Origin of the sequence: Pseudomonas sp. G5001, assembly GCF_013385475.1 — a bacterium.
GTDB lineage: Bacteria > Pseudomonadota > Gammaproteobacteria > Pseudomonadales > Pseudomonadaceae > Aquipseudomonas.
This window is the reverse complement of record NZ_JACAPZ010000005.1, coordinates 479,924-492,292: the sequence shown is the minus strand read 5'-3', so window position 1 is coordinate 492,292 and position 12,369 is coordinate 479,924. Positions and strand designations below refer to the sequence as shown.

10 protein-coding genes are annotated in these 12,369 nt (G+C 64.0%); 2 read left to right on the top strand and 8 right to left on the bottom strand.

What is annotated here, in order from left to right; genetic code table 11:
- Positions 1–6: 6 nt before the first annotated feature.
- On the bottom strand, positions 7–519 hold the full coding sequence (locus tag HX805_RS03645; protein WP_008438965.1) for a dihydrofolate reductase: 513 nt from the start codon (positions 517–519) through the stop codon (positions 7–9).
- A gap of 90 nt (positions 520–609) precedes the next feature.
- On the opposite strand from HX805_RS03645, the gene HX805_RS03640 reads away from it, so the two are divergent.
- Entirely contained in the window at positions 610–1,989 is a 1,380-nt protein-coding gene (locus tag HX805_RS03640) for a DUF2868 domain-containing protein (RefSeq protein WP_102370108.1), read from the top strand.
- Positions 1,982–3,355, top strand: a complete 1,374-nt coding sequence (locus HX805_RS03635; protein ID WP_134327481.1) for a DUF3482 domain-containing protein — start codon at positions 1,982–1,984, stop codon at positions 3,353–3,355. The genes HX805_RS03640 and HX805_RS03635 overlap by 8 nt, the downstream gene beginning before the upstream one ends.
- On the opposite strand, the gene HX805_RS03630 is transcribed toward HX805_RS03635, so the two are convergent.
- The 7 genes from HX805_RS03630 to HX805_RS03600 all read right to left on the bottom strand — a co-directional run bounded on the left by HX805_RS03630 (position 3,352) and on the right by HX805_RS03600 (position 12,362).
- On the bottom strand, positions 3,352–3,906 hold the full coding sequence (locus HX805_RS03630) for a phosphonate degradation HD-domain oxygenase (protein ID WP_087693259.1): 555 nt from the start codon (positions 3,904–3,906) through the stop codon (positions 3,352–3,354). The two genes, HX805_RS03635 and HX805_RS03630, sit on opposite strands and share 4 nt — an antisense overlap.
- Complete coding sequence (locus HX805_RS03625) at positions 3,906–5,030, bottom strand: TIGR03364 family FAD-dependent oxidoreductase (RefSeq protein ID WP_087693260.1); 1,125 nt, start codon at positions 5,028–5,030, stop codon at positions 3,906–3,908. Before HX805_RS03625 ends, HX805_RS03630 begins: the two co-directional genes overlap by 1 nt.
- Before the next feature lie 125 nt (positions 5,031–5,155).
- Positions 5,156–6,172: a putative 2-aminoethylphosphonate ABC transporter substrate-binding protein gene (locus HX805_RS03620; protein WP_003213811.1), complete on the bottom strand. Its 1,017-nt coding sequence runs from the start codon at positions 6,170–6,172 to the stop codon at positions 5,156–5,158.
- 23 nt (positions 6,173–6,195) lie between these two features.
- Positions 6,196–7,920 (bottom strand): putative 2-aminoethylphosphonate ABC transporter permease subunit, encoded by a 1,725-nt coding sequence (locus HX805_RS03615; RefSeq protein ID WP_177116615.1) that lies wholly within the window; start codon positions 7,918–7,920, stop codon positions 6,196–6,198.
- Between the two features lies 1 nt (position 7,921).
- On the bottom strand, positions 7,922–8,986 hold the full coding sequence (locus HX805_RS03610; protein ID WP_023659299.1) for a putative 2-aminoethylphosphonate ABC transporter ATP-binding protein: 1,065 nt from the start codon (positions 8,984–8,986) through the stop codon (positions 7,922–7,924).
- A 225-nt stretch (positions 8,987–9,211) separates the two neighbouring features.
- Positions 9,212–10,075 (bottom strand): LysR family transcriptional regulator, encoded by an 864-nt coding sequence (locus tag HX805_RS03605; RefSeq protein WP_177116614.1) that lies wholly within the window; start codon positions 10,073–10,075, stop codon positions 9,212–9,214.
- A 16-nt stretch (positions 10,076–10,091) separates the two neighbouring features.
- Positions 10,092–12,362 (bottom strand): heavy metal translocating P-type ATPase, encoded by a 2,271-nt coding sequence (locus tag HX805_RS03600; protein WP_102370115.1) that lies wholly within the window; start codon positions 12,360–12,362, stop codon positions 10,092–10,094.
- Positions 12,363–12,369 lie beyond the last annotated feature (7 nt).

Here is a 12,369-nt window from a genome sequence, read left to right as displayed (position 1 = left end):
ATGCTCTTAGGCTTTTTCCCAGACTTCGAAGTTGTACGCCGGCTTGTCACCCTCAGCCGCATTCTCGACATTCGACACCAGCTTCCACTGGTTCAAATCAAACTCGGGAAACCACGCATCCCCGTCCGGGCTCAACGCCACCCGCGTCAAATACAGGCGATCCGCCTGCTCCAGCCCCTGGGCATACAACTGCGCGCCGCCGATCAGCATCAGCTCATCCACGCCCTGCGCCTTGGCCCATTCCTCAGCCCGCTCCACGGCCGCGTCCAGTGACGGAAAAACTTCCGCACCTTCCAGCGCCAGATCGGTCTGACGGCTGACCACAATGTTCAACCGGCCCGGCAACGGTCGCCCCAGGGAATCCCAGGTCTTGCGCCCCATGATGATCGGCTTGCCCAAGGTGGTGGCCTTGAAATATTTGAAATCCCCCGGCAAATGCCAGGGCATGCTGTTGTCGACGCCGATCACACGGTTTTCACCGAGGGCTGCGATCAGGCTTAAAGGGAGAGTTTTTTTCATGGCGACGAGAATACCAGAGCCGCGCGCGGCATACCCCAACCGGCGTTCCAGCGGTTATGCTCCAGACTCACTGGCTCAACAGGACGGCGCGTGACAGCTCTGACCCCCCTGCAAACACTCTGGCTGACCGAGACCGTGCGCCTGCGCGAGGAACACGCGGGCGCCCTGGAAGACCAGGAAGCCAATCGCCTGGCCCGCAACACCGGCGGCGATTTGCCCACGCGCATTCAAAACCGTGCGCTGTGGCTGGCCGAACGCGATGGCCTGACCGCCGCCCTGACCCGCTGGCTGCAAGGCGCGCGCCTGGCGCTGATCCTGCTGGCGGTAGTCGCCATTATCAGCGGCGCCGGCCTGGCGTTTGCCGCGCTGGGCAACGGGTTGGCGCCGGTCAATGTGTTCTGGGCCCTGGGCAGCCTGCTGGGTTTGAACCTGATCCTGTTGTTGAGCTGGGCCCTGGGCCTGCTGTTTGCCGGTGAACACGGCGCCAGTCTTGGCCGCCTGTGGTTATGGCTCAGCGAAAAACTCGCCCGCGACGCCAAGGCCGCGCAACTGGCGCCCGCCCTGCTGCTGTTGCTGCAACGGCGCAAGCTCAATCGCTGGGCCGTCGGTGTGCTGGTCAACAGCCTGTGGCTGCTGGCCCTGCTCAGCGCCCTGGTGATCCTGCTGACGCTGTTGGCCACCCGGCGCTACGGTTTTGTGTGGGAAACCACCATCCTGCGGGCGGACACCTTTGTCGCCGTGACCCAAACCCTCGGCGCCCTGCCCGCCTTGCTCGGCTTCAATGTGCCCACTGTCGAGATGATCCGCGCCAGCGGCGATGCCGCCCTGAATATCGAAAGCGCCCGCCAGGCCTGGGCCGCCTGGCTGGTGGGCGTGCTGCTGGTGTACGGCATCCTGCCGCGGCTGATCCTTGCGTTGCTGTGCCTGTGGCGCTGGAAACGTGGGCGCGCCGCCTTGAGCCTCGACCTTAATCTGCCCGGCTACAGCCAACTGCGTGAACGGCTGATGCCCAGCAGCGAACGGCTTGGGGTCAATGATGCGGCGCCCGAACAATTGCACTACGTGACCGGCGGCGTCAGTGAACTGGAAAGCAACGGCGCCCTGCTGGTGGCCATCGAGCTGGACGACCAGCGCCCATGGCCGCCGAAGCTCCCGGCCAGTGTCAAGGACGCCGGCATCCTCGACAGCCGTGAATCCCGCAACAAGCTGCTGGAGCAACTCACCCGCTTCCCGCCCGCGCGCCTGGCCATCGCCTGCGACCCACGCCGCTCGCCGGATCGCGGCAGCCTTGCGCTGATTGCCGAACTGGCCCGCAGCGCCACCGCCACTCGGGTCTGGCTGCTGCAAGCGCCCGCCGGCCAAGCCCTGGATGCTGAGCGCCTAGGTGATTGGCACACGGCCTTGCAACAACTGGAGATACCGTTCGCCGATTGCGCGCCGCTCACCTGGCTGGAGACCGGTCATGACTAAGCCCCTGAAACTTGCGGTGGTCGGCCACACCAACGTCGGCAAGACCTCGTTGCTGCGCACGCTCACGCGAGACGTCGGCTTTGGTGAAGTCTCCCATCGTCCCAGCACCACCCGGCATGTCGAAGGTGCGCGCTTGTCGGTGGACGGCGAAGCCTTGCTGGAGCTGTACGACACGCCGGGCCTGGAAGATGCCATCGCCCTGCTCGATTACCTCGAACGCCTGGACCGCCCCGGCGAACGCCTCGACGGCCCGGCACGGCTGGCGCGTTTTCTGGAAGGCAGCGAGGCCCGGCAACGCTTCGAACAGGAAGCCAAGGTGCTGCGCCAACTGCTCGCCTCCGACGCCGGGCTGTATGTGATAGACGCCCGGGAGCCGGTGCTGGCCAAGTACCGCGATGAGCTGCAAGTGCTCGCCAGTTGCGGCAAACCGTTGCTGCCAGTGCTCAATTTTGTCAGCAGCGCCGACCACCGCGAGCCGGACTGGCGCGAAGCCCTCGCCCGCCTCGGCCTGCATGCGCTGGTGCGTTTCGACAGCGTCGCGCCGCCGGAAGACGGCGAGCGCCGGCTCTATGAAAGCCTCGCCCTGCTGCTGGAAAACTCCCGTGGGCAACTGGAACGGCTGATACTTGATCAGGAAGCCCAGCGCCAGGCCCGCCAGCAAAGTGCGGCGCGGCTGATCGCCGAACTGCTGATCGACTGCGCCGCCTGCCGCCGCAGCGTGGTCAGCGAAGCCGAAGTGGAACAGCAGGCCATCAGCGAACTGCGCAAAGCCGTGCGCCAGCGCGAACAGCGTTGCGTGGAGGCCTTGCTCAAGTTGTTCGGCTTCCGCCCGCAGGACGCCGCCGCCAGCGATCTACCGCTGCTGGACGGGCGCTGGGGCGATGACCTGTTCAACCCCGAGACCCTCAAGCAACTGGGCGTGCGGGTCGGTGGCGGAATCGCAGCCGGCGCGGCGGCCGGCGCAGGTGTGGATCTACTCGTAGGCGGCCTGACCCTCGGCGCCGCCGCACTCGCCGGTGCCATCGCCGGTGGCGCCCTGCAAACGGCTCGCAGCTATGGCAGCCGCCTGCTGGGCAAGATCAAGGGCCAGCGCGAGCTGACCGTCGACGACAGCGTGCTGCGCCTGTTGGCCCTGCGCCAGCGGCAACTGCTCAAGGCCCTGAACCTGCGGGGCCATGCGGCGATCCACAGCATCAAGGTCGACACGCCACAGGACAAGACCTGGCGCGAAGGCAAATTGCCCGAAGCCCTGAACAAGGCCCGCGCCCATCCGCAATGGTCGTCCCTCAACCCGCACCCCAAATTGAGCCAGGCCGAACGCCAGGAACAGATCGAAGCCCTGGCCCAGCGCCTGGACGAGACCTAAGCCGCCAACAGTTGCCGGGCCTTGGACTTCAGCACTTCAAGGTCCAGCAACGGCACATGCATTTCCTTGGCCTGTTCATCCCAGTGGCGCATGCGCAGGCTGACGGCGCACAGCGGGTCCTGCTCGAACGCTTGGGCTTCCTCGGCGGTCATCACGCCGCCCTGGTAACCCAGGGTGCGGCGGCTGGCCTCGCTCAACCGCGCATAGTAGTCCGGCTGGCTGAAGGTCAGGTAACGCTTGGCTTGCACGTGGTATTCCACCAGTTTTGCCAGGCGCTCGCTGAAGCCCGCCCGGCGCAGATAATCGGCGCCCAGCCGTTCATGGCTGACCACGCCATAACCGCCCATGTTCTCGCCACCTTGGCCGCAGATATGCCCGATATCGTGGAAGAACGCCGCCAGCACCACTTCATCATCGAAGCCTTCAGCCATGGCCAACTGCGCGGCCTGGGACATGTGTTCGATCTGCGAGACCGGCTCGCCAATGTAATCGGCGGTGCCGTGTTGTTCGTACAGGCCGAAGACCTCGGCGATTGCCTGCTCTGCTTTCATCACGCACTCCCCCACAGCTCAGTGATATTGCGCTCGGCCATCGCCGGCCCGACGCTCATGCCCACGCCGGTGTGCATCAACGCCGCGCTCACCCCCGGCGCCGCCCGCGTGAACGAGAACGGCCCCGGCCCACGGGAACCATAGACGCCCTGCCAGCGCTCCACGACCTGGATCCTGCAGCCCAGGGTATGTTCGGCCAGTTCGATCATCCAGTTGTCCACCTGTTCGGCGTTGAACGGTGAAGGATCGCTGCCGTAATGGTGAGAATCCCCGATGATCAGTTCGCCATAGGGTGTCGGGCTGATCAGCAGGTGAATACCGTTTTCATGCAGGTGCGGTACATCCCGCAGAATTTCGGCCTGTACCGGCGCGGCTTCCGGCAAGTCGGCGAAGGCGCCGTAGTGCACGCAGCTGAGGCCGGTCAGCAGCGCGTGTTGCAGGTTCAACTCCACCACTGGCCGGGCGCGCAGCATTTGCAGGCGGCAGATTTGCGGGTTGAGTTCGGCAATCTGCTCGGCCAGCAGCGTCTGGTAGTCGTGACCGGAGCAGACAATGATCTGCTCGCCGCGAAAGGAGCCGGCAGTGGTGTGCACCTGGCCGGGTTCGATGTCGCGCACCAGGGTGGAGAAATGAAACTCCACGCTCAGTTCGCGGCTGAGGTAGTTGATCAGCGCCGGGATAGCCTCACGCGAATACAGTTGTTGATCATCCAGGCCGTGAAGCGCAGCGCGGTGATGGGCGAACTGGCCACCGTACAGCTCGTGCAGGGCGGCGCCTTGCAGCAACTTGACGCGATAACCGTGTTCTTGCGCGCGACCGGCGCAGAAGGCTTCAAGCAAGTGCTCTTCGGCTTCGGTGCGGGCGAACAAATAAGAGCCGTTGCGCTTGAGCTGGATGCCGGCGAGTTGCGCCCACTGGCCCCAGATCTCGCGGCTGTCCCGCGCCAGGTCGAGCATGGGCCCCGGCGGCTGGCCGGTGACCAGTGCCTGGCCGAAGTTGCGCACGGAAGCACCCAGCGGTGTGGCGCTGCGCTCGAAGACCTTGACCTTGAGGCCGCGTTTGGCAGCGGCAAAGGCATGGGACAGGCCGAGGATGCCGGCGCCGATGATCAGCAGTTGTGTCATGAAGACCTCTCGTTCCCACGCAGAGCGTGGGAATGCATCCTGTGACGCTCCGCGTCACGACTACAAAAGCGGACGCAGAGCGTCCAGAGCCGCGTCCCCACGCAGAGCGTGGGGACGATCGGTAGTTATTGTTTTTCCGACTTGCCGTCATAGCGCTTGCGCCATTCGGTCAGGATGCTGTCGCGGTTTTTCGACGCCCAGGCAAAGTCATTCTTGATCAACCGCTGCTCGTAGTCCGCCGGCAACTCGGTCTGCGGCTTGGCGATGCCCGGCTGGGCCAGTACCGCGAAGTTTTCCTTGTACAGCTCCATCGCCGCGGGGCTGGCGGAGAAGTCGGCGAGTTTCTGTGCCGCGTCTGCGTGGGCAGTGCCCTTGATCACGGCAGTGGCTTCGATATCCCAGCCCAGGCCTTCTTTCGGCAGGATGATGTCCAGCGGTGCGCCCTGGCGCTTCAGCTGAACGGCCGGGTATTCGAAGGAAATGCCGATCGGGAATTCACCCGAGGCCGCCAGCTTGCAGGGTTTGGAACCGGAGTGAACGTACTGGCCGATGTTCTGGTGCAGGTCGTCCATGTACTGCCAGCCCTGCTTCTCGCCGAAGGTCTGCAACCAGGCACTCACATCCAGGAAGCCCGTGCCGGACGAGGCCGGGTTGGGCATCACGATCTTGCCCTTGTATTCAGGCTTGGTCAGGTCCTGCCAGCTCACCGGCTTGCTCAGGCCCTGCTTTTCGGCTTCGACGGTGTTGAAGCAGATGGTCGCAGCCCACACGTCCATGCCGACCCAGGCCGGCGGGTTGGCGGCGTCGCGGTAGTTCGCACCGATCTTGCTCAAATCTGCCGGTGCGTAGTTTTGCAGCATGCCCTGCTGATCGAGAATCGCCAGGCTGGAAGCGGCCAGGCCCCAGACCACATCAGCCTGCGGGCGGGCTTTTTCGGCCAGCAGCTTGGCGGTGATGATGCCGGTGGAATCGCGCACCCATTTGATCTCGATGTCCGGGTTAACCTTTTCAAAGGCCTGTTTGTAGGTCTTCAATTGCTCGGCTTCGAGGGCCGTGTACACGGTCAACTCGGTCTTGGCGGCAAAGGCATTCAGGCTGAACGCAGTGAGCACAGCAGCGGCTAACGCCAGGGGCTTGAACATGGTGCAGTTCCTTTATGGGTGAATTATTGGCCGGGCGCGGTTTGGCGCCAGGCCTGGGAGCGGCGCAACAAGCCGCGTGAGGCCCACGCCAGCAGCAAGGACACGCCCGCCGAGGTGAACAGGATCAGGGTCGACATGGCCGCCGCACCGCCGACGTTGCCGGCGTCGTCCATGTTCAGCACGGCGACGGCGGCGAGAATGGTGTCGGGGCTGTAGAGGAAGATCGCGGCGGAGACGGTGGTCATCGCCGAGACGAACAGGTAGCGCACGATGTCCAGCAGCGCCGGCAGGCAGATCGGCACGGTGACCCGCAGGTAATGGCGGTACAGCGGCGCCTTCAGCGACAGCGCGGCGGCTTCGAATTCCGCGTCCAGTTGGCGCAGGGCCGTGGTGGCGGTCATTTGGGCGGTGGTCAAATAGTGAGCAATGGTGCACACCACCAGCAACGTCATGGTGCCGTAGAGCACATGCAGCGGGTTGCCGTTGAGGTTGAAAAAGAACACGTAGCCCAGGCCGAGCACCAAACCCGGCACCGCCATCGGCACGAAGCTGAGCATGCGCAGCGCCAGGTTCAGGCCCTTCTGGCCCCTGGTCTTTTCCATCAGGTAGGCGCCGGTGAAGATCAGCACGCTGCCGATCAACGCGGTGCACAGGGCCATGGTGATGCTGTTGCGGTAGGCCAGCCAGCCGCCGCCGGCCGTGTCTTCGAACTGGTAGTGGGCCAGGGACAGCGACAGGTTGTAGGGCCAGAATTTCACCAGGGATGAGTAGACCGCCATGCCGAACACCAGCAGCAGGATCGCGCAGATCAGCAGGACGATGGCCAGGTAGCAGCCATCCCGCAGTTTCGACGGCGCCGGCTGGAACACCTGGGCGCGGCCGCTCATGGAGTCGCCATGGCGGCGGCGCAACCAGGCGTCGACACCGAAGCTGAACAGCGCCGGCAGCAGCAGGACCATGCCGATCAAGGCGCCCCGCCCGAATTGCTGCTGGCCGACCACGGCTTTGTAGGCTTCCAGCGCCAACACTTGGTAGTCGCCGCCCACTACGACGGGCACACCGAAGTCGGTGATGGTCAGGGTGAACACCAGGCAAAACGCGGCAAACACGGCCTGGCGCGTCGCCGGCCAGGTGATGCTGCGAAACGCCCGGGCGGGACTCGCGCCCATGCTCGATGCGGCATCGAACAAACGTGCATCCGCCAGGGAAAGCGCCGACAACAGGATCATCAAGGCATGGGGAAAGGTGTAGATCACTTCGCCGAGGACGATGCCCCAGAAGCCATAGATGTTGTCCGACAGCAGCCCGCGCAACATGCCCTGGTTGCCGAACAGGTAGACCAGCGCAATCCCGGGCAACATCGACGGCGCCATCAACGGCAGCAGCGACATGCCGCGCCAGATCGCCTTGCCCGGAATAAGCGTGCGTTGCAAAGCGTAGGCAAACAGATAAGCCAGTGGTACGACGATGGCGGCAACGCTGCCGGAAACCTTCAGGCTGTTACCGAGCAGCCAGTGGAAATTGTCGCTGGTGACCAACTCCCGCGCCGCCACCAGGCCACCGCCCTGCCCGGCTTCACTGCTGAAGCCGCGCCAGAAGATCGCCACCAGCGGCATCAGCACCGCGACGCCCAGCAGGCACAGCCAGAGCAGCTTGCCGCCGACTACAAAAATACGGTCGCCGAGTTCGGCACGGGAAACCTGACGAGCCACGTTATCGGGTATCGGCAGAGTCATATCGCGGGCCATCTCAGGCAAACACCTGCAGGCTGCGCGGGGGCAGCGCGACCCAGATGTCCTGGGCGCCAAGGCGCGGCATGGCTTCCGGGGCCAATTCGGCCAGCAGCGGATGGCCGGGCAGTTGGTCCAGCTCGAAGCTCATGCGGCAGCGGTTGCCGAGGAAAGTGATCTCGCGGACCTTGGCCGGGAACAGGTTTTCTTCATGCACCGGCGGGTTGACGCTGATGGCTTCCGGGCGGCAGAACAGACGGCCCGATTTCGCGACGCCTGCGTTGTCCGCCAGGCGCATGTTCATGCCGCCAACCTGGGCGTGGCTGGCGCTGTTGCGACTGAACGGGAGCCAGTTGCCCTGGCCGACAAACTCGGCCACAAACGGCGTGGCCGGGCGGTCGTAGATTTCCTGGGGCGTGGCGTACTGCTCGACCTTACCGTTGTTCATCACGGCAATGCGGTCGGCCATCAGCATGGCCTCGTCCTGGTTGTGGGTGACCATCAGGGTGGTGATGCCCAAGCGGCGCTGCAATTGGCGCAGCTCGGTGCACAGATGCTCGCGCACCCGGGCGTCGAGGGCCGACATGGGTTCGTCCAGCAGCAGCAAGGACGGCGCCGGCGCCAGGGCGCGAGCCAGTGCCACACGCTGTTGTTGGCCGCCGGAAAGTTGGCCGGGGTATTTCTTTTCGCTGCCCACCAAACCCACCAGTTCGAGCATCTGCCCGACACGCTTGCGCACTTCATCACGGCCACTGCCGGTGAGGCCGTAGCCGATGTTCGCTTCGACGGTGAGATTGGGAAACAGCGCGTAGGACTGGAACAGAATGCCGTAGTCCCGAGCCTGGGGTGCCAGTAGGGAAACATCGCGGTCGCCGAGGTACAACTCGCCGCTGTCCTGGCGCTCCAGGCCGGCGATGCAGCGTAGCAAGGTGGTCTTGCCGCAGCCCGACGGGCCCAGCAGGCACACCAGTTCGCCAGCGGCGACGTCCAGGGACACGTTATCCAGCGCGGTGAAGGCGCCGAAGCGTTTCTGTACACCGCGCACCTTCATTGGCGCGCCGGGATTAGTCATGGCTGTGTTCATGGAGGCACCTCATCAAACTGATGAAGGTCATCCTAGGCAGGCAATGCGTCCCTCTTGTGGCAGAAAGGCAAAACGTGGCGATAGTGGTATTGGTGGATTTGGGTTGTGCCAACAGATTGTTCCTACGCTCTGCGTGGGAATACATCCTGTGACGCTCCGCGTCACGACCTTAAGAGCGGACGCGGAGCGTCCAGGCCGGCATTCCCACGCAGAGCGTGGGAACGATCAGAGAGGAGACATTTCCTGGGCCAACCCCAGGAAAGCCGCCGGCAACCGGGCGCCCTTTCGCTCTTTGAGGCAGTACAAATACTCGGGAATCTGCGGCGCATTTTCGATGGTCAGCACGCGCAATTGCGGGTCGTGGGGCACTTCCTGGCGGGCGATGATGCTGATGCCGATATTGCGCAGCACTGCCTCACGGATCGATTCCCGGCTGCCGATCTCCAGCAGCGGCCCGTAACTCACTCCGGCGCCCTGCAACATCTCTTCGGTCAATCGACGGGTGGTCGACCCCGGCTCGCGCATCAGCAAGGTATGCCCGGCCAGCGCGGTCAGCGGTACATGCTCAAGCACCGCCAGCGGATGATTGCGATGCACCGCCAGCACCAGCGGGTCCATGCCCAGTACCCGCCGGATCAGGCGCGGGTCTTCAAGCAATTGGGACGAGGCAGCGACGTCGACGCGGTAGTCATCCAGCGCTTCCAGCACCTGCTGGGAGTTGCCGATCTCCACCGAAACCTCGACCTGCGGCAGTCGCTCGCGGAAGGTCTTGACCAGGTCGAGGATGTAATAAGGTGCCGTCGCGGCAATCCTCAACGTGCCCTGCACCTGGCCACTGTTGCGCAGGAAAAACTCGATATCCGCCTCCTGCTGCGACAGCGCCTTGACCATCGGCAACAGCCGCGCGCCTTCGTCGCTGACGGTCAGGCGGCGCCCGCCACGGTAGAACAATTCCACCGAGTACTGGCTTTCCAGGTGACGAATCTGGGTGGTCACCGTGGGCTGGCTGAGCCCGAGCTTTTTCGCCGCCTGGGTAATGCTGCCCAGGCGGGCGACCATGTAAAACGCCTTCAGCTCGGCACTCAGCACACCACCCTCTCATCGACTATTTGCGCAGCAGGCGCAGACCATTGAATACCACCAGCAGGCTCACGCCCATGTCGGCGAACACCGCCATCCACATGGTGGCCATCCCAAGGAAGGTCACCGCGAGGAAGATCGCCTTGATCACCAGGGCCAGGGCGATGTTCTGTTTGAGGATACTCGACGTTTGCCGCGACAGCCGAATGAATGCTGGAATCTTGCGCAGGTCGTCGTCCATCAGGGCCACGTCGGCGGTCTCGATGGCGGTATCGGTACCCGCAGCAGCCATGGCAAACCCGATCTCGGAACGGGCCAGCGCCGGGGCGTCGTTGATCCCGTCGCCGACCATGCCGACCCGGTGGCCCTTGGCGTAGAGCGCTTCGATGGCTTGCAGTTTGTCGGTGGGCAACAAGTCGCCCTGGGCCTGGTCGATACCCACCTGATCGGCGATCGCCTTGGCCGTGTGGGTGTTGTCGCCGGTCAGCATCAGGGTCTTGATGCCCAGGTCATGCAACTGCTGGATGGCTTCGCGGCTGGTGTCCTTCACGGTGTCGGCCACGGCGAACAGCGCCAGCGGGCCGGACTTGTCCAGCAGCAGGACCACGGACTTGCCTTGTTTTTCCAGGGCGAAGAGCTTCTTCTCCAGGGCCGGCGAGCACAGGTTCAGCTCTTCCACCAGACGGTGGTTGCCCAAGTAATAGACCTCTCCATTGATCTCGCCCTTCACACCGCGCCCGGTCAGGGCCTCGAAGTTATCCACAGTGTGCACGGTGAGGTTTTTGTCCACAGCCGCGTTGGCGATGGCCAGGGACACCGGGTGATCGGAGCGCCCGGCCAGGCTTGCAGCCAAAGCCGGTGCGCTGTCTTCCATGTTCGGGAACAGCGCCAGGTAATCGGTTTGCACCGGCTTGCCGTGGGTGATGGTGCCCGTCTTGTCGAGGGCCAGGTAGTCGAGTTTGTAGCCACCCTCCAGGTACACACCGCCCTTGATCAGGATGCCTTTGCGCGCCGCGGCGGCCAGGCCGCTGACGATGGTCACCGGGGTGGAAATCACCAGTGCACATGGGCACGCGACCACCAGCAATACCAGTGCGCGGTAGACCCATTCAAACCACACACCGCCCATGAACAGCGGCGGGATCAACGCCACACCCAGGGCAAAGATGAACACCGCCGGGGTGTAGACCTTGGCGAAGGTGTCGACAAAACGCTGGGTTGGCGCACGGGCGCCCTGGGCCTGTTCCACGGCGTGGATAATCCGCGCCAGGGTGGAGTTGTTGGCGGCTGCAGTGACTTTGTATTCCAGGGAGCCGGCCTGGTTGATGGTGCCGGCGAAGACTTTGTCGCCCACGGTCTTTTCGATCGGCAGGCTTTCACCGGTAATCGGCGCCTGGTCGATGGTGGACTGGCCGGAGGTGACTTCACCGTCCAGGCCAATGCGCTCACCGGGACGAACCCGCACGATAGCGCCCAGTTCAATGACTTTAACCTCCTGTTCAACCCAACTGCCATCTGCCTGACGGACCGTGGCCTGTTCCGGCGTCATCTGCATCAAGCCGCTGATGGCGTTACGTGCGCGGTCCAGGGACTTGGCCTCGATCAACTCGGCCACGGTGAACAGGAACATCACCATCGCCGCTTCCGGCCACTGGCCGATCAGGATCGCGCCGGTGACGGCGATGCTCATCAGGGCGTTGATGTTCAGGTTGAGGTTTTTCAGGGCGATCCAGCCCTTTTTGTAGGTGGTGAGGCCGCCACTGAAGATCGAGATCAGCGCGACCAGGGCAATCACCCACGTCGGGGCTGCGTTGGTGAAGTGCAGCACTTCAGCCCCCAGCGCGCCCACGCCGGACACGGCCAGCGGCCACCAGTGCTTCTTCGCCGGCGGCTCAGCCGGGGCGACGCCTTCTTCGATGGGGTCCGCCTGCATGCCCAGGGACTTGATGGCGTCGATGATCGGCGCGGTCGTCGGCAGGTCGTGAGTGACGCCGAGAATGCGGTTGATCAGGTTGAATTCCAGCTGCTGCACACCCGCAAGCTTGCCCAGTTTGTTCTGGATCAGCGTCTGCTCGGTGGGGCAGTCCATGGCTTCGATGCGGAAGGTGCTCAGCCGCGAGCCCGCTGTCGGGGCTTCGGTCAGCTTCACCAGCGCCGGCGCGGCCTTGCTGGAACAGCAGGAATCGCCATGGCTGCCATGGTCGTGCTTCTGCACAGGTTTGAGCTTGGGGCCGTGATCGTGCGCGTGGTCATGATCATGGTCGTGCTTATGCGGGGTGTGGAGGGAATCGCTCATTCTGTCG